Origin of the sequence: Microbispora amethystogenes, assembly GCF_016863015.1 — a bacterium.
GTDB classification, from domain to species: domain Bacteria; phylum Actinomycetota; class Actinomycetes; order Streptosporangiales; family Streptosporangiaceae; genus Microbispora; species Microbispora amethystogenes.
Genome location: NZ_BOOB01000008.1, coordinates 41,078 through 58,113, shown reverse-complemented (window position 1 = coordinate 58,113; position 17,036 = coordinate 41,078). Strand labels below are relative to the sequence as shown.

At 70.4% G+C, this 17,036-nt stretch carries 19 protein-coding genes; 14 read left to right on the top strand and 5 right to left on the bottom strand.

Features of this window, described 5'->3' with window-relative positions; genetic code table 11:
- Positions 1–143: 143 nt before the first annotated feature.
- Both Mam01_RS05735 and Mam01_RS05730 read left to right on the top strand, forming a co-directional pair.
- Positions 144–761 carry a DUF47 domain-containing protein gene (locus Mam01_RS05735; protein WP_204284380.1) on the top strand — a complete coding sequence of 206 codons (618 nt, stop codon included), beginning with the start codon at positions 144–146 and terminating at the stop codon, positions 759–761.
- Entirely contained in the window at positions 762–1,760 is a 999-nt protein-coding gene (locus tag Mam01_RS05730; RefSeq protein WP_150931081.1) for an inorganic phosphate transporter, read from the top strand. It begins immediately after the preceding gene.
- 39 nt (positions 1,761–1,799) lie between these two features.
- Here the strand turns inward: Mam01_RS05730 and mshD are convergent, their stop codons facing one another.
- Entirely contained in the window at positions 1,800–2,717 is a 918-nt protein-coding gene (mshD, locus tag Mam01_RS05725) for a mycothiol synthase (RefSeq protein ID WP_204284379.1), read from the bottom strand.
- Positions 2,718–2,848: 131 nt separating this feature from the next.
- Here mshD and Mam01_RS05720 point away from each other — a divergent pair, with 131 nt between their 5' ends.
- Positions 2,849–4,672, top strand: coding sequence for a bifunctional metallophosphatase/5'-nucleotidase (locus Mam01_RS05720; protein WP_204284378.1), 1,824 nt, complete (start codon positions 2,849–2,851; stop codon positions 4,670–4,672).
- A 57-nt stretch (positions 4,673–4,729) separates the two neighbouring features.
- Here the strand turns inward: Mam01_RS05720 and Mam01_RS05715 are convergent, their stop codons facing one another.
- Positions 4,730–5,443, bottom strand: a complete 714-nt coding sequence (locus Mam01_RS05715) for a winged helix-turn-helix transcriptional regulator (RefSeq protein WP_182888052.1) — start codon at positions 5,441–5,443, stop codon at positions 4,730–4,732.
- 273 nt (positions 5,444–5,716) lie between these two features.
- Here Mam01_RS05715 and Mam01_RS05710 point away from each other — a divergent pair, with 273 nt between their 5' ends.
- From Mam01_RS05710 to Mam01_RS05665, 10 genes are all read left to right on the top strand, one after another.
- On the top strand, positions 5,717–5,965 hold the full coding sequence (locus Mam01_RS05710; protein ID WP_204284377.1) for a MoaD/ThiS family protein: 249 nt from the start codon (positions 5,717–5,719) through the stop codon (positions 5,963–5,965).
- Positions 5,966–6,107: 142 nt separating this feature from the next.
- Positions 6,108–6,788, top strand: a complete 681-nt coding sequence (locus tag Mam01_RS05705) for an LmeA family phospholipid-binding protein (protein WP_204284376.1) — start codon at positions 6,108–6,110, stop codon at positions 6,786–6,788.
- Between the two features lie 73 nt (positions 6,789–6,861).
- Complete coding sequence (locus Mam01_RS05700; protein ID WP_225311128.1) at positions 6,862–7,374, top strand: sigma-70 family RNA polymerase sigma factor; 513 nt, start codon at positions 6,862–6,864, stop codon at positions 7,372–7,374.
- Positions 7,371–8,240 (top strand): zf-HC2 domain-containing protein, encoded by an 870-nt coding sequence (locus Mam01_RS05695; RefSeq protein WP_204284375.1) that lies wholly within the window; start codon positions 7,371–7,373, stop codon positions 8,238–8,240. Before Mam01_RS05700 ends, Mam01_RS05695 begins: the two co-directional genes overlap by 4 nt.
- 197 nt (positions 8,241–8,437) lie before the next feature.
- Entirely contained in the window at positions 8,438–8,779 is a 342-nt protein-coding gene (locus Mam01_RS05690) for a thioredoxin family protein (protein ID WP_225311153.1), read from the top strand.
- A 435-nt stretch (positions 8,780–9,214) separates the two neighbouring features.
- A complete protein-coding gene (locus tag Mam01_RS05685; protein WP_150931070.1) occupies positions 9,215–10,054 on the top strand; it encodes a sulfurtransferase in 840 nt (279 codons plus the stop codon).
- The gene (locus Mam01_RS05680; RefSeq protein WP_150931067.1) at positions 10,054–10,356 is read left to right on the top strand and encodes a DUF1416 domain-containing protein; all 303 of its coding nucleotides are present in this window, start codon (positions 10,054–10,056) and stop codon (positions 10,354–10,356) included. Before Mam01_RS05685 ends, Mam01_RS05680 begins: the two co-directional genes overlap by 1 nt.
- 112 nt (positions 10,357–10,468) lie before the next feature.
- Complete coding sequence (locus tag Mam01_RS05675; RefSeq protein WP_204284374.1) at positions 10,469–10,741, top strand: hypothetical protein; 273 nt, start codon at positions 10,469–10,471, stop codon at positions 10,739–10,741.
- Between the two features lies 1 nt (position 10,742).
- A complete protein-coding gene (locus Mam01_RS05670) occupies positions 10,743–11,012 on the top strand; it encodes a ribbon-helix-helix domain-containing protein (protein ID WP_204284373.1) in 270 nt (89 codons plus the stop codon).
- Between the two features lie 269 nt (positions 11,013–11,281).
- Positions 11,282–12,616: a hypothetical protein gene (locus Mam01_RS05665; protein WP_204284372.1), complete on the top strand. Its 1,335-nt coding sequence runs from the start codon at positions 11,282–11,284 to the stop codon at positions 12,614–12,616.
- Here Mam01_RS05665 and Mam01_RS05660 read toward each other — a convergent pair.
- From Mam01_RS05660 to Mam01_RS05650, 3 genes are read right to left on the bottom strand one after another with little or no spacing between them, the layout of a single operon-like run.
- On the bottom strand, positions 12,570–13,592 hold the full coding sequence (locus Mam01_RS05660; protein ID WP_204284371.1) for a hypothetical protein: 1,023 nt from the start codon (positions 13,590–13,592) through the stop codon (positions 12,570–12,572). The genes Mam01_RS05665 and Mam01_RS05660 overlap by 47 nt on opposite strands.
- Entirely contained in the window at positions 13,589–14,266 is a 678-nt protein-coding gene (locus Mam01_RS05655; protein WP_204284370.1) for a DUF4352 domain-containing protein, read from the bottom strand. Before Mam01_RS05655 ends, Mam01_RS05660 begins: the two co-directional genes overlap by 4 nt.
- Positions 14,266–14,925 (bottom strand): hypothetical protein, encoded by a 660-nt coding sequence (locus Mam01_RS05650; RefSeq protein WP_204284369.1) that lies wholly within the window; start codon positions 14,923–14,925, stop codon positions 14,266–14,268. Before Mam01_RS05650 ends, Mam01_RS05655 begins: the two co-directional genes overlap by 1 nt.
- Before the next feature lie 146 nt (positions 14,926–15,071).
- On the opposite strand from Mam01_RS05650, the gene Mam01_RS05645 reads away from it, so the two are divergent.
- Positions 15,072–17,009: a hypothetical protein gene (locus Mam01_RS05645; RefSeq protein ID WP_204284368.1), complete on the top strand. Its 1,938-nt coding sequence runs from the start codon at positions 15,072–15,074 to the stop codon at positions 17,007–17,009.
- The last annotated feature ends 27 nt before the right edge of the window (positions 17,010–17,036 follow it).

The following is a 17,036-nucleotide window of genomic DNA, read 5'->3' as shown; positions in this document are numbered from 1 at the left end:
AACAAGTGTGTCACGGGAGCCGTTCCGGGCAGCTCGGAGGGGAAGAGTAGGTTACAAGCGGGCCTGCATGGCCTGAACTTCGCATTTCCACTGGTAACCCGTACCCTTCTCTGCGGACCGTCCCCGCACACTGGAGAAACGACGTGCGCCTGCGTCTCACGCCCCGTGAGGACAGCTACTACGCCTTGTTCGCCGACTCGGCGAACAACCTCGTCACCGCATCGCGTCTGCTGGTCGAGATCATCAGCGACGGTTCCGACCGTGACGCCCTGGCCGAGAAGATGCGCGCCTGCGAACACGCGGGCGACGAGCGCACTCACGCCATCATGAACCGGCTCAACGAGAGCTTCATCACGCCCTTCGACCGTGAGGACATCTACCGCCTCGCGTCGAACCTCGACGACGTGATGGACTTCATGGAGGCCGCCGCCGACCTGATCGTCCTCTACCAGATCGACCATCTGCCCAAGGAGGTCGTACGCCAGGTCGAGGTCCTGGAGAGGGCGGCCGAGCTCACCGCGGACGCGATGCCGCGCCTGCGCTCGATGCAGCACCTCAACGAGTACTGGATCGAGATCAACCGGCTGGAGAACCAGGCCGACCAGGTCTACCGCCGGCTGCTGGCCAAGCTGTTCAGTGGTGAGTACGACGCGCTGACCGTCATGAAGATGCGTGAGGTCATCGAGCAGCTCGAGCTCGCCGCGGACGCCTTCGAGCACGTCGCGAACACGGTCGAGACCATCGCGGTCAAGGAAAGCTAAGTGGAGCTCGCGCTTGTCATCAGCGTGGTCGTCATCGCGCTGGTGTTCGACTACACGAACGGCTTCCACGACGCCGCGAACGCGATCGCCACGTCGGTCTCCACCCGGGCGCTGACCCCCCGGGTGGCGCTGCTCATGGCGGCGATCATGAACTTCATCGGCGCCCACCTCGGCACCTCGGTCGCCTCGACCGTGGGCAAGGGGATCATCGACGCCCCGGACGGCAGGCACGGCCTGATCATCGTCGGCGGGGCGCTGTTCGGCGCCATCGTGTGGAACCTCATCACCTGGTACTTCGGCCTGCCGTCGTCGAGCAGCCACGCCCTGATCGGCGGGCTCGTCGGCTCGGCGCTGGCGGCGAGCGCGTCCGTGCACTGGAGCGGGGTGATCGAGAAGGTCGTCATCCCCATGGTGCTGTCCCCCGTCGTGGGGCTCCTCCTGGGCGCGATCATCATGATCGCCATTTTGTGGATCTTCCGTAAGGCCAACCCCCACAAAGCCAGCAAGGGGTTCAGGTACGCCCAGACGCTGTCGGCGGCCGCGATGGCCCTCGGCCACGGCCTGCAGGACGCGCAGAAGACGATGGGTGTGATCTTCCTCGCCCTGGTCGTCGGCGGCTACGCCTCTCCCGACTCGCACATCCCCGAATGGGTCATCACCTCCTCGGCGCTGGCGATCTCCCTCGGCACGTACGCCGGTGGGTGGCGGATCATGCGTACCCTCGGCCGCCGGATCATCCACCTCGACCCTCCGCAGGGCTTCGCGGCCGAGGCCGCCGCGGCGGGCGTGCTCTACACGGCGGCCCTCGGGTTCGGCGCCCCCATCTCGACCACCCACACCATCACCAGCGCCATCATGGGCGTCGGCGCGACCAAGCGGCTGTCGGCCGTACGGTGGGGCATCGCGGGCAGCATCGTGACCGCGTGGGTCCTGACGATCCCGGCGGCGGCCGTCGTCGCCGCGATCGGCTACTTCATCCTCAACCTCATCCTCGGATGATCCGGCGGGCCGGCGCCCCTCGGGACCGGCCCGCCGTCGTCACCGGCGGTACATCACGTCCGTGATCCACCGGGTGAACCCGAGCGACTCGTAGAGCCGGACCGCCGCGGCGTTCTCCTCGTCCACGTAGAGCATCACCCGGGCCAGGCCGAGGCCGCGCAGGTGCGCGAGCCCGGCGAGCGTCAGCGCCCGGCCGAGGCCCGTGCCGCGCTCGCCGGGCCCGACCCCCACGACGTACACCTCCCCGATCGGCTCACGGTCCTCGCCGTCGCCGTCCCGGTGCACCTTGGTCCAGTGGAAGCCCACCGGCGTGTCGCCCCGTACGGCGAGGAAGAAACCGGCGGGGTCGAACCACGGCTCGCGTTCGCGCAGCTCAAGATCGTCGATCGTCCAGGAGCCCTGCTCGGGGTGGGCGGCGAAGGCCTGCGCGTTGAGCGCGAGCCAGGCCTGCTCGTCGCGCCCGGGCTCGAACGTGCGCAGCCGTACGCCTTCGGGGAGCGGGGCGGTGGGCAGGGGCTCCGCCAGCGGCCGGCGCATCCGCCACAGCGACCGCGCCCGGGTCAGGCCCGCGCTCGCGGCGAGGCGGGCGGCGGCGGGCAGGTCGCCGTGCGCCCACAGGCGGATCCTGCCGCCGCTCGTCTCCAGCACCGCGTCCAGCAGCCGCCGGCCCAGGCCGAGCCCGCGGAGGGCCGGACGCACCACGAGTTCGCCGCTCGGTCCCTCCTCGGGGCCGCCCGGGTCGCCGGGCGGGTCGAGGTGGGCGAAACCGGCCAGGTCGCCGTCCTTGTGCAGCAGTACGGCTCTCGCCCCCGGGACGCCGCCGTAGCGCACCTGGAGCATCACGTGCTCGTTGAGCGGCCGCACCCCGTCGGCCTCGGCGGCCGCCCCCACCAGAGCGAGCACGGCCGTAATCCGCTCGTCATCGAGCCTTTCCGTGATCTCCACGCGTACGTTCATGTCTCGCACCATAGGCGAGGGACCGGCGCGCACCGGCGGCGGGCTTCGGCAATACACGCCAGGTGTGGCCTCCCTGAATCGTAATCTTTGCGCCATTTCCCGATCAGATCGCCGTTCTACTGTCGGGGGTCATGACCCGAGCATCCCTGACGCGACTGGCCGTCGCCGGCGCCGCGATCCTGGGCGCCGCGGCTCTCACCGTGAGCCCGGCCGCCGCCGATCCCGCTTCGCAGGCGGCTTCCCATGGAACGAACCACGGGCCGAAGCCCCCGGCCGGCCACGGCCACAAGCCCGACCCCTCCGTCTCCGTCCGGTTGCTGACCATCAACGACCTGCACGGCAACCTGGAGCCCCCGACCGGGTCCAGCTCCCGGATCCTCGACCCCAACGGGGCGCTCACCGACACGGACGGCTCGCTCACCGGCATCGCGGGAGCCAAGTACTCGATCGCCGGCGGCGCCTCCTACCTGGCCGCGCACCTCAAGCAGCTGCGCACCGACAACACCCTCCTGGTGGGCGCGGGCGACCTCATCGGCGCCTCGCCGCTGCTGTCCGCGGCCTACCACGACGAGCCGACCGCCGCGCTGCTCGACACGCTCGGCCTCGCCACCTCCTCGGCGGGCAACCACGAGTTCGACGAGGGCATCAACGAGCTCAAGCGCATCATGAACGGCGGCTGCCACCCGGTCGACGGCTGCTCCCCGGCCGGGAAGTGGAAGGGCACGAGCTTCGACTACCTCGGGGCCAACGTGCTGAAGGAGGCGAACGGCGACTACGCCCTGCCGCCCTACTTCGTCAAGAAGATCAACGGGATGGACGTCGCCTTCATCGGCCTCGTGACCCAGACCACTCCCAGCATCGTCACCGCCTCCGGCATCGCGGGCCTCAAGTTCACCGAGGAGATCGCGGCCGCGAACAAGGTGTCGAAGCTCCTCACCCACAAGGGCGTCAAGGCGCAGGTCGTGCTGGTGCACGAGGGCGACAACATCACGCCCAACCAGGACCCCAGCTCCTGCCCGGTCGTCCCCGGCGCAGGCTCGCGGATCGCCAAGGGGCTCGACCCGCAGATCGACCTGGTCATCAGCGGCCACAGCCACCAGGCGTACGTCTGCAAGGTGAAGGACCCGGCCGGTCAGGACCGCGTCTACACCCAGGGCTCCTCGTTCGGCCGCGCGATCACCCAGATCGACTTCAAGATCGACCGTAGGACCAAGGACGTCGTCCGCTCCAGCGTCGTCGCCAAGAACAACGTGGTGACCCGCACCGTCACCCCGGACGCCGACACCGAGACGTACATCAACACCTGGAAGGAGCGGGTCTCCACCGTCGCCAACAAGCCGATCGGCACGATCACCGCCACCATCGGGCGGGGCACCAACGTCGGCGAGACCCCGCTCGGCGACCTGATCGCCGACGCGCAGCTGGAGGCGACCAAGACCGGTGGCAACGCCGAGATCGCGCTGATGAACCCGGGCGGCGTCCGCGCCGACCTGACCTTCCCGCAGAGCGGCGCGGAGGGCGACGGGGTCGTGACGTACGGCGAGGCCTTCACGGTGCAGCCGTTCAACAACCTCATGCAGGTGGTCACGCTCACCGGGGCCCAGTTCAAGGCGCTGCTTGAGCAGCAGATCTGGAAGGTCGACCCGACCACGGGCGGCATCACCCAGCGGATCCTGCAGCCGTCCTCGTCGCTGACCTACACCTTCGACACCACCAAGCCGGAGGGCTCGCGGGTCTCCGACATCAAGATCAACGGAACCGCGGTGACCGACGCCCAGCAGATCCGGGTGGCCGCCAACAACTTCCTCGTCGGCGGCGGCGACGGCTTCACCGTCTTCACCCAGGGCACCAACCTGTGGAGCGGCCCGCTGGACATCGACGCGTTCGTCGCCTACATGGGCGCGCACTCGCCGATCGCCCCGCCGGCCACCGGACGGATCAACCTCGTCCGGTAGGAAGCGGACGCCAGAAGGCCCGCCCCCCGCCGCGGGGGCGGGCCTTCAGGCCCGGAGTCAGCGTCTGGCGGGCTCGGCCTCGGCCTGCTGCTCGCCGCCGCGGTCGGGCACGAACCGGTAGCCGACGTTGCGGACCGTGCCGATGAGCGCCTCGTACTCCGCTCCCAGCTTCGCCCGCAGCCGCCGTACGTGGACGTCCACGGTCCGGGTGCCGCCGAAGTAGTCGTAGCCCCAGACCTCCTGGAGCAGCTGGGCCCGGGTGAAGACCCGGCCCGGGTGCTGGGCGAGATACTTGAGCAGCTCGAACTCCTTGAACGTGAGGTCGAGCGCGCGGCCGCGCAGCCTGGCCGTGTAGGTGGCCTCGTCGATCGACAGGTCACCGCTGCGGATCTCGTCGGGGACGTCCTCCGTGGCGGCCAGGGACAGCCGCCCGACGGACATCCGCAGCCGGGCCTCCACCTCCGCGGGGCCGGCGGTGTCGAGGATGACGTCGTCCACGCCCCACTCCGCCGTCATCGCCGCCAGGCCGCCCTCGGTCACGATCGCCATCAGCGGACAGGTGACACCGGTCGTGCGCAGCAGCCGGCACAGGCTCTTGGCCTGCACGAGCTCACGGCGCGCGTCGACCAGGATGGCGTCCGCGGGCGGCGCGTCGATCAGAGCGGAGGCCTCGGCCGGGGCGACCCGCACCGAGTGGAGAAGCAGTCCGAGGGCCGGGAGCACCTCCGCCGACGGCTCCAGAGCGTTGGTCAGCAGGAGCAGATTGCTCACATGAGCCTCCTCGCACCATGTCGGCTCGGCGCCGTTTGCAGCACTGGAAACCGCGACAGCCGTACAAACATGTAAGGACCCGGGGGCCACATCGCCCGAGTCCATTAATTCGTAGGGTAGCCCACACGAACTTTGCGTCCAATCCGCGTCACCCGTGTGAACAACACGTCACGTGGTTTAAGACCGTAACGTGACGGTGACGGAGAGCTTTCATGGAGGTGACATGGATCGGACGCCTGCCGAGACACGGCGTACGAGGGGAGCGGGCTGACCATGGCCACGGGGACGATTCGCTACTGGGCGGCGGCCAAGGAGGCCGCCGGTGTGCCGGAGGAGGCCGCCGCCGCGGACACGCTGGCGGACCTGCTCGCGGGGATCGGGCGGAACGCGGCCCTGGAACGCGTGCTGCGCCGGTCGTCCTTCCTGGTCGACGGCGCCCCGGCGGGCACCCGCGACCCTGCCGCGATCATGTTGCCCGAGGGATTTGTGGTAGAGGTTTTGCCCCCATTCGCCGGGGGATGAGCGGCACGTGCCTCTCCCGTCAAGCTTTACCCCTCGCGGCGTACGCAGCGAATGGGCGCGACTCCGGACATTGTCCGTTCTCGGGCAAATCTCGCGGGCAGGGGCACTACGCTGATCGTACGGGCGCTTTCGGAGGAGTCGGATGCGCAAGCTGGTCGTGGCCGTGGTTCTGCTCGCCATCCTGCTCGTCGTGCTCGACCGGGTGGCCGTCGTCGGCGTGCAGCGGGAGATCGCCCGCCAGATCGAGGCGCAGTACGACCTGGCGCAGCCGCCCTCGGTGCAGGTGAAGGGCCTTCCGTTCCTCACGCAGGCGTTCTCCGGGCGCTACGAGGAGATCGCCATCGGCATCGGCCAGGTGGAGCGGGAGGGTGTCCGGCTCGAACGCATCGACGCCACGCTCTACGGCGTGACCGCCCCGCTCGCCGACCTGATCCAGAACGCCGCGGCCACCAAGATCAAGGCCGACCGGGTGGCGGGGACCGTGGTCATCTCGCGCCGGACCCTGTCCGCCCACGCGCCGGCCGGCATCAAGGTCGAGGGCACCGGCGACGACAAGCTCCGCGTCTCGGGCAACGTGACCGTGCTCGGGAACCAGGTGCCGGTCACCGCCGACATGAAGATCGAGACGATCAAGGACGGGATCCGGCTCACGCCGGCGAACGTGCGGCTCGCGGGCGCGATTCCGGTGCCCAACCCCGAGCGGCTCATCTCCTTCACGGTCCCGGTGAAGAACCTGCCGCTGAACCTGCGGGTCACCCGCGTCACCTCGACCAGTGAAGGACTCGCGGTCCAGGGCACCGCAAGTGATGTCTCCTTCAGGTGACGGCTCACGTGACGGCTCGCGTGAGGCTGGTCACACCGCCGAACCACTCCGCCGCTTCGTACGTGAAGAAGGTGTGAGTCCAGCCGGAACCGCCGACGAGGAACTCGTGCGCGCGCTTTTCGATGACCACGCAGGGCCGTTGTACGGCTACGTGCTGCGGCTGACCGGCGATCCGGGCAGAGCGGAGGACGTGGTGCAGGAGACGCTGCTCCGGGCCTGGCGCAACCCCGGGGTGCTCGAAGGACGCCCGGTGCGCGCCTGGCTGTTCACCGTCGCCCGCAACATCGTTGTCGACCAGCACCGGGCCCGCCGGTCCAGGCCGCAGGAGACGGGGGACGAGGCGCTCGCCGTGCTGCCCGCCGACGACGAGCTCGACCGCGCCGTCGAGTCGTGGGGGGTGGCGGAGGCGCTGGCCTCGCTCAGGCCGGAGCACCGTGAGGTGCTCATGGAGACGTACTACCGGGGGAGATCGGTGAAGGAGGCGTCGGAGGTCCTCGGCATCCCGCAGGGGACGGTCAAGTCGCGGACCTACTACGCCCTCCGAGCGCTCAAACTCGCCCTGGAGGAACGGGGGCTGGCACCATGACCTGCGAGGAGGTGCGGATCTCACTCGGCGTGCACGTCCTCGGGGCGCTTGACGCGGAGGAGGCCGCCGAGGTCGAGGCCCACCTGGAGACCTGCGCGGAGTGCCGGGCGGAGCTGGCCGCGCTGTCGGGGCTGCCGCCCCTGCTGGCGCTCGTGTCGGCCGAGGACGTCGAGCGCGCCGCCGCGCCGCCGCGCGCCGTGCTCGACCGGCTGGTCGCCGCATCGGCGAAGAGAGGGCGTCGGTCCCGCGTGCTGCTGGCGCTCGCCGCGTCCGTCGTCGTCGCGGCCGTGGGCGGCACGGCCTGGCTGTCGGCGGCGCAGACCGCGTCGCAGGACACCGTGGCGGGGTCGGCCGTCGCCGCACCGGAGTACGCGACCGCGCCCGACGCCGGGGCGGGTAGCGCGGCCGCCGCCGGCGCCGCCTCTGACGCCGCCGCGGCCCAGGCGCCCAAGGTGGGCAACGACGAGATCCCGCAGATCTTCAACGCCCAGGCCTCACCTGTGCCGTCGCCCGGCACCGTGGCGAGGAAGGTCGAGCAGCCGCCCGCGGAGGCGACCGTCACCGCCTCACCGGAGGCCCGCGGCAGCAACGGCGACATGCGGCTGACCGTACGGTTCGTCCCGCACGAGGGCGGGACGCAGGTCGTCGCGAGGGTCGCCGGGGTGCCCGCGGGGACGGTGTGCGCGCTCCGCGTGATCGGGAAGGACGGCACCGTCTCGGTCCTCGGCACCTGGACGGTCGAGCGCGGGGAGTACCGCGGGCCGAAGATGGTCTTCGAGGGCTCGACGGCGCTGAGCCCCGGCCAGATCGAGCGCGTGGAACTCGCCGGCGCCGACGGCCGCACACTGGTCGCCGCGAGGCTCTGAGCGTCCTGTGACCTTTCCGTGACCCGGGCCGGGAATCAGCCCCGGCGTACGGAGGGTTGCAGACGGCGATGGCAGGCATCGCGACCCGGATGGTCACGCTCGTCCCGAACGTGGCCGCCGGGCCGGTTCTCGGACGGCGCGACGGGAGGACGCGGGCAGTGGAACACGCCCCGGCGACGAGAGGCGAGCTCGGCCTGATCCTGGCCGCCGACCTCGGCGCCGAGCTGGGGGAGCGGGCCACGCTCGTGCAGTTCTCCACCGCGTTCTGCCAGCCCTGCCGGGCGACCCGCCGGATCCTCGGCGAGGTGGCCGGCCTGGTGCCGGGCGTGCGCCACGTCGAGATCGACGCGGAGTCGCGCCTGGATCTGGTCCGGCGGTTCGAGGTGCGGAGCACCCCCACGGTGCTCGTCCTCGACGGCGCGGGAAACGTGGTGAAAAAGGCGTCCGGCCAGCCGCGCAAGGCCGACGTGATCGCCGCTCTCGGCGTCGCCGTGGATGGAACGTCTCATGGCTCATCTCATCCATCGGACAAGGTGTGACAGATGTCGAGACGGAAGGTACTGTCGTGGCCATGACTCCCACGACAGAGCTGCTCACGAAGCGGCGGGCGGTGGACTTCTGCCGCGTCGCGACATCGCTCTGTCGCATGGCCTGAGGGTGATTCCTGCGGCGTGACGCCGCGCTCCGAGAATCCTTCAGGAGTTTCCCACGATGCACATCGACCCTCGTGGCTCCCGATCCGACGCGGCCGCGTCCACGGCCGCCCTCGCGTGCCGAAACCTCGGCGCCGCCGGGGTGGATCGCCGGGCTGGGGCACGCGCTCGTGGGACTGATCGGGTTCGCGTGGAGGATCACCGTACAGGCCCTGGGTGCGGCAGCGGCACCGCCGGCCGCCTTCCCCAACGCAGCGTCCGGGTCCGCCCGGGCTGCGCAACGTACCTGCTCATCCGCCGTCTACAACCTGGGAGAATCCAATGAGCCGCTCCGCCGTTCTGGTGGACGCCGACTGGGTCGAGGCCAACCTCGACACACCGGGTGTCGTGCTCGTCGAGGTCGACGAGGACACCAGCGCCTACGACAAGGGCCACATCCGCGGCGCCGTGAGGATCGACTGGAGGACCGACCTGCAGGACCCGGTCCGCCGCGACTTCGTCGACAAGGCCGGCTTCGAGGCGCTGCTCTCGTCCCGCGGCATCGCCAACGACGACACCGTGATCCTCTACGGTGGCAACAACAACTGGTTCGCCTCCTACGCCTACTGGTACTTCAAGGTGTACGGCCACGCGAACGTCAAGCTGCTCGACGGCGGGCGCAAGAAGTGGGAGCTGGAGTCCCGCGAGCTGGTCAAGGACGCGGTCGAGCGTCCCGCCACCCAGTACACCGCGCAGGAGCCGGACAACGACATCCGCGCCTTCCGCGACGACGTCGTCGCCGCGATCGGCAAGCAGAACCTGGTCGACGTGCGCTCGCCCGACGAGTTCACCGGCAAGCTGCTCGCCCCGGCCCACCTGCCGCAGGAGCAGGCGCAGCGCGGCGGCCACGTGCCGACCGCCCGCAACATCCCGTGGTCGAAGGCGGCCAACGACGACGGCACCTTCCGCTCCGACGACGAGCTCCGCGAGCTCTACTCCGGCGCCGGCGTGGACCTCGCCAAGGACACCATCGCCTACTGCCGCATCGGCGAGCGCTCCGCGCACACCTGGTTCGTGCTGCACGAGCTGCTCGACCAGCCCAACGTCAAGAACTACGACGGATCGTGGACCGAGTACGGCTCGCTCGTGGGCGTGCCGATCGAGTTGGGAGAGGCCCGCTGATGACCACCACACAGGGTTGCGCTGCTCCTGAGCAGACCGTCGCGCTGCCGGCCGGCATCGACCTGTCCAACCAGGCCGTGATCCAGGGCGTCGTCACCGGCGCCGGCACGGCGTACGCCCGCCTGCTGGACCACAGCGGCGAGTTCACCGGCGAGGTCGTCGTCTCCGACGAGGGCGTCTTCCGCTTCTTCGCCGCTCCCGGCCAGTGGACCGTCCGCATCATCGCCGGCGGCGGCGTCACCAAGGACGTCGCCGTCGAGGCCAAGCTCGGCGAGGTCGCCCAGCTCTCGGTCGCCGTCTGATCCACCTCTTCACCCCGAAGGCCGGTGCGTTCCCGCGAACGCACCGGCCTTCCGGCTTAGTAGTCGGTCATTTACCCTCCGTGGCCATGCGTTTCGTATTACGTTTGCTACCATGGAGGTGCACAAGGCCGCGCTCAAGCACGGCATCGCCTACGAAGATGTCGTCCACGCGACAAGGGGGTTCCTTATCGCCTACCCCCTCGCTGACGAGGATGAAGAGGGGCCGCGGCGGGAGCTGCGACTTGGGCCGGACCGTGCGGGAAACTTGCTGGAAACTATCGTGCTCTGCCTTGATGACGGCCGAGAGCTGGCGATACATGCGATGCCGATGAGGCGCAAGTACCGAAGTCTCTTGCGAGGAGGAGTGAGGAGGGAGCATGTCTAGGATGGATGAGGATCTCCCGACCTCGGGCGGTGTACCGGTTACGGACGAGCTGATAGCCGCACTGGCGGAAGAAGCCGAAGCCGGATATGACGTGGACACCCTTCGCCGCCGGGGGGGTAGGCGACCCATCGGTTCCGCGCCTGCCGACGTGGTTCCGGTGAGGCTCGATCCCGAGTTGCGCTCCGCGCTGATCACAAGGGCCAAGCGCGATCAAACGAGCGCCAGCGAAGTCATTCGCCGAGCACTGCGCGCGTGGCTTCACGTGGCCTGACATGGTAGGGCGCGCCAAGAGGACGGTCGGACGGTGAGAGGCGAATCCACCGAATGTGGTGAGGCGACCAGCCGCGGAGGGCTGGCTGCCCGTCGGCTGCTGGGAAGCGCCACGACAACCATGACGACTCACGAGATCATTAGCCTGCTGCGCGATGAGCAGGGGAGCGTTGGGATGCTTCTCGTGGCAGGCAGTGAAGCTTCGGGTCAATGCCGGTGATACGGCTTCATGAGCCGTAGGGGGAAGCGGGAGCCGATAACATGCGGCAGGTGTCCGGAACGTCCGCACTGCCCGCCCCCCGCAGGTTCGCCTGGATGCTGTCGCCGTACGCGTTGCCGCTGCACGCCCTGCGGATCCTCGCGAAGTGCGCGCTCCCGCTGATCATCTGGTTCTCGCTCGGACGGCTCGTCCGGTGGGGCCTGCTCCTGCTGGCCGCGACCGTCTCGCACGGCTCGTGGTACCAGGCCCGGCTGGTCCTGGTGATGTTCCTGTTCACGCTCGTCGTGATGACGTCTCTCGCCACGACCGTCGGCATGCTGTACGTCGTCCGCGAGGCGCTGCTGGAGACCCGGGCACGGCGTGCCGGCGGTGAGGCCAAGGAGAGCCTGCTGGGCGCCCTCAACCGGACCGCGCTCGTCTTCGCCGGCATCTACACCACCTGGGGGTTCGTCAAGGAGGACGCCCACGACTTCATGAACATCGACATGATGCGGCAGCCGGACCGCCTCGTGCTCGACGGCGGCAGCGGCGACAAGAGCGGGGTGATGGCCGGGCTGATGAACCTGGACCCGAAGGTCTCCCTCGCGACGATGGTGGTCGCCTACGGGGTGAAGTGGTACTTCGGCCGCCGCCACGAGGCGGGGAACGGCCGGTTCTCCGGCGTGCTCGCCACCTTCGGCGAGCTGGCGTTCGCCTTCTACGGCATCAACGCGGTCGGCGCCGTCGTGGGGGCGCGCTCCGACTGGATCGGCGGCCGGTCCGCCGTCGCCGCCTGGCACGACCTCGTGGCCGGAGCGGAGGGGGGCATCCCCGGGTGGCAGCAGGTCTCGGAGTGGCTGGGGGAGGTCTGGCCGTACGTGATCGAGGCCCTGGCCGTCCCGCTCGCGTGGCTGACGGTCGGCATCCTCGTGTACGGCGCGTACGCGGAGGACACCCAGACGACGATCAGAGGGACGCGCCTGGAGCAGGCGGCGGTGCACCTGGAGCGCACGCACGACTGGACGAGGCGGGCGCTGGCCAAGCTGAGCGCCGGGTGGACGGGCCGCTGGATCCCGCTGCTGAACTCCCTGCGCCTGACGGCCCGTGGAGGCGCGCCGCTGTTCGGCCTCTTCGCGCTGTGTTACGTCGGCCTGCACATCGGCGGTGACTTCCTCGGGAGGGCGGGCCGTTATCTCACCGCGAGTGAGGAGCCATACCTCTGGTTCGCGACCGGTGAGCCGGTCGGTTACGTGACGGATCTGGTCGTGACCCTGGTGACCATGTGCCTGATCGCCGCCACGTTCGACCTCGCCGCGACCCGGGCCCGGACGGAGGGTAGAGCGGAGGGCCGGGAGCCGGTCACCGCCGGAAGCGCAGAACCTGGTCGTCCTTCTCCGTCGAGCTGAAGGCGTCCTTGACGAAGTCCGCCGCCGACTGCCCGGGCACGTCCCGGTAGGTGCTCGGGCGGATGGTGACCTCGACCTGGTCGGCCACCGAGGGCGGGACCACCCCCAGCATCTCCATCCGGTACGGCGTGCCGACCTTGTTGTCATTGACGTCGGGCGGCGTCTCGTTGTTCAGCGTCTCCACCTGCCAGGTGCGCCCGGCCCGGTCGGTGAGCTTGACATCCGCCGGCGCTCCGTGGCGGATGGCGCCCTCGGCGTCGAGCGCGGTCCTGGTGGCCACGATCTTCATCCACTGCCGGTCGGACCGGTCCGGCTTGCCGCTGGGGTCCTTGATCTTCTCGACGGTGGCCTGCCATGACACGTGCTGCACGGTCCCGGCCTGGCCGGGCGGCACGACGTGGACGGTGTAGTCCGGACGGCCGTACTCGAAGGCCCGGTAGCCGAAGACCGAGGGGGCCGCGACGGTGAGCGCGACGGACAGCACCGCGCCGCCGATCAGCAGGCCCGTCCGCCGCCGTGCGGGCGAAGCGGGCGCGTCCGTGGCCACGGCGAGGTCCACGCCGGGCGCTTCCGCCGGCACGCCGTACGCCGGGGCACCGAGCGGCATCACGGCGGAGGGGTCCGGAGGGGCGGCGAGGGGAGGCGCTGTGGGGGGAGGCACCGCGGAGGGAGGGGCCGTGGGCACGAGCGCCCGGGGCGGCGGCTGCCGGTTCGTCCGCAGCGCGGGGAACGGCTGGGTGGACCTGTCCTCGCCCTCGGGCTCCGGAGGCGGCCACACGCGCAGGTCCGTCGGCGGGGCCAGCTTCCCGGGGATCGGGATGGACGGCGGCGCCGTCGGCATGGGCCGCGGCGGCAACGCGCCGCTGTAGGTGATGTCCGAGGCGATGTCGGTGGGCTGGTCGGCCGGGGGCGCGAACCAGTCGCGGGCGTCCTGGTCGTTCCTCGGCGGATTTCCGTCCATGGGCGTCTCGGTCATCGGCTCGGGCCCGCCAGTGTGTGGTAGTCCTCCGCCTGCGCGATCAGCCGGTCGGCGGCGGCGCCGGACAGATCCAGGTCGACCTGCGCCTCGGGCGCGAAGTTGTCGACGACCAGCGGGCTGACGGGCGGGATGAAGACGAGGCTCGCGCCCGGCACCGCGTCCTTGGGCACCTCGAAGACGAGCGGTCCGCTCGTCCAGAATCCCGGCTGGATGTACCGGTTGAACAGGGTCAGGCTCTCGTCGACCTTGTCGGTGGGCAGGTAACGCCGGCCATCCCGGGTGAGGAGGAGGGGCGGACTGTACTTGCTCAGCTTCATGGGCTCACGGGCGCTGGTCGCGGTGACGTCGATCAGCAGGAACAGATGGCTCGTCCCCACCTTGGTCACCTTGCCGGAGTAGTCCGCCGTGTCCACGGCGCGGGCGGCGGTGACCGACACGACCTTCACGGAGAAGCGCTTGGTCGCCACCGTTTCACCGATCCGGCCCTTGTAGGTCAGGAACGAGGTGCGCTGCTCGAAGGACATCGCGAAGTTCTGCTGCGCGTAGACGGCCGCCGCCGCGAGCACGATGCCCGCCACCCCGGCGGCGAGACGCCTGCCCAGCCCGCGCCTGCGAGGCCGGCCGGCGGGGGCCCGGCGGGACGTACGGCTCTCTGCCTGTACCAATGCCATCAGCTGCTCTCCTTCCGCACCGGAAGGGTGATCCGCGTGGCGACCTCGGGCTCGAACGGGCCGTCTTTGTCCCCGCCTTCGCCCTTGAGCATCCAGCTGCGGGTCTGGTCGCGGCCGCCCAGCGCCCGGTACTCGAACGAACCCAGGTCGAGGCTGATCTCCTCGGGCGCGGTCGCGGTGGGCTGGAGCTCGTACTTCACCACGACCGTGGTGGTGATCCCCGGATGAAGCTGCTGGCTCTCGATCCCGTAGCTCAGCACCGAGGCCCGCGGGCCGTACTCGCTCTTCATCTCGGGGCGGGTCCGCAGCAGCGAGCCGGCGAAGGTGCCGGTCTGGCTGAAGCCCTTCCCGGGCTGCGGCACCATGCCGACCGAGGCGGTCTCGTCGCCCATGTTGGTGACCTTGACGACGAGCTCCAGATAGCGCTTGGCGTCGCCGAAGCTGCCCTTCTCCGTGGTGTCGATCGCCTTGATGAACTGGGTGCGGAACTGCCCCTGGTCGATCGTGTCGCCGGGCGAGGCCGTGGGCGGAGGCTTGTCCGGTGCGTCGCGCAGGCCGCCGAAGGCGGCGGTGACGCCGATGCCCACCACGGCCAGCGCGGAGGCGACCGGGACCAGCACCGGGCGTCGTCGGCCGCCGCCATTGGGGGATGACGTCATGGCAAGCGATGGTAGTACGATCACAATCGCCCCATGGGCCCCATAGGTTCCAGGCGCCGGCGGGAAATAGGTCCGAATGGCGAGAAGCTCGCCCTGACAGGGCTTCCAGATCCTACGCTGTGACCTTAGGCGGACATGGAGGGCCCGTGGGCGACCCGCACCCCGAGCATGCCCAGTTGCAGGCGGACCGGATCTACCTGGGCTGGCAGTACGCTCTGCTGTACCCCGATCCGGGGCCGCCGCCGAAGCGGCCGGCGCGCGAGGACGTCGCCGAGCCTCCCGCCGACACCACCGACTGGGTTCACCGGGAGCGCCTGCAGAAGGACCTGCTGAACCATCCGGTCCGGCTGTTCCGCACGTTCATGGCCGTGCTGGCCACCGGGATCCTCGTCCTCGGCGTGAGCGGCCTGCTCACCTGGTCGTTCGTGCTGCTCGGGCTGGTCGCCGCGGGCGGCGTGGCCGCCATCTGCACCTACGCCATCCGGCAGGGCGACCGTACGGTCAACGAGCGGCTCGACGAGCGCCGCCGTAAGGCGCTGCGGGAGCAGGAGCGGCGGCAGCGGGAGATCGTCACCGCCCAGGAGGAGCACGCCGCGAAGTACCGCGACTGGGCCGAGAAGAAGAACCGCTTCGACAAGCAGATCACCTGGTACGCCGTGGCGGTGCCGGACGACATCGACCGGGTCGACGTGGCCGGCGGCACGCTGGCCGGCTGGTCGGCCCTGGTCACGCTGATCGGCGCGACCCGCCTCTACAGTGGCGGCCACCTCACCGTGCTCGACCTGTCCGAGGGCGCGATCGCCAAGGACCTCATCGAGCTGGCCCGCCGGGGCGGGGACGACCCGCTCGTCTGGGTGCTCCCGGTCGACCTGCCCAAGCTCGACCTGGGGGCGACGCTCAAGCCCGAGGCGTTCGCCGACGTGCTCGCCCACGTGGTGAGCGTCAGCGAGGAGACCAGCAGGGACATCGGCTTCGACAACGCGATCCTGGAGCGCGTGCTGGAGGTCCTCGGCGAGAACGCCACGATCAGCCAGGTGACCGCCGCGCTGCGGGCGCTCGCGCAGGTGGGCGACCCGCGCGACGACATGAAGTACGGCCTGCTGACCGCCTCCCAGCTCGAACGCATCGGCACGCTGTTCGGCCGGGGCGTGGCCGACCGGGTGGTCATCGAGCGGGCCTGGGCGCTGGAGTCCCAGCTGCGCAAGCTGGAGACGCTGGGCTCCGAGGCCGTACGGCTGCCGCCCGCGCGGTTGCGGGTGGTCAGCATGGACCGGCAGGCGGGCGTGTTCGGCAACCGGGTGCTCGGCACGTACGTCGCGACCGCGCTCACGCACATCCTGCGCCAGTCGCCGGCCAGCGAGCGGCCCTGGTACCACACGATCATCGTCGCGGGCGCGGACAAGCTCCGCGGCGACGTGCTCGACCGGCTGATGGACGCCTGCGAGACCTCGCGCACCGGGCTCGTCCTCACCTACCGCAGCCTCACCCCGACCGTACGTGAACGGCTCGGCCGGGGGCACGCGGCCGTCGCGTTCATGCGGCTGGGCAACGCCGAGGACGCCCGGGTGGCCAGCGAGCACGTCGGCACCGAACACCGCCTCGAACTCGCCCAGCTCACCGAGACGTTCAGCACGGCGGTCCACGCCCCGAGCGGGTTCTACACCTCCACCGTCGGCGAGGGCCGTACGGAGGGGGAGGACATGCGGGAGGGCGACCTGCGCGAGGACATCACGGAGTCGACCGAGTGGGGCCGGCGCGCACCCACGGTGGCCGACGGGGTGCTGCAGCGGTCGCGGGAGTTCCTGGTCGAGCCGCACCAGCTCCAACAGCTTCCCACGACGTCGGTGATCGTCACCTACTCGACGGCGGAGGGACGCCAGGTGCGCCTGGCGGACGCGAACCCGGCGATACTCACCTTCCCGAAGACGACGCTGGGGGAGTTCGAGGAGATCCGCCGGGCCGCCCTGACGCCGCGCGAACCCGAGCCCGAGCCGGAGCCGGAGCCCGCCGAGCCCACGCTGCCCGAGGTCCCCCCGAACCTCGGCCCCCCGCCGCCCCGCCTCGACTGGCGCAAGCGGCCATGACACGGTCCGCGGCCGGTAAGGGCATCG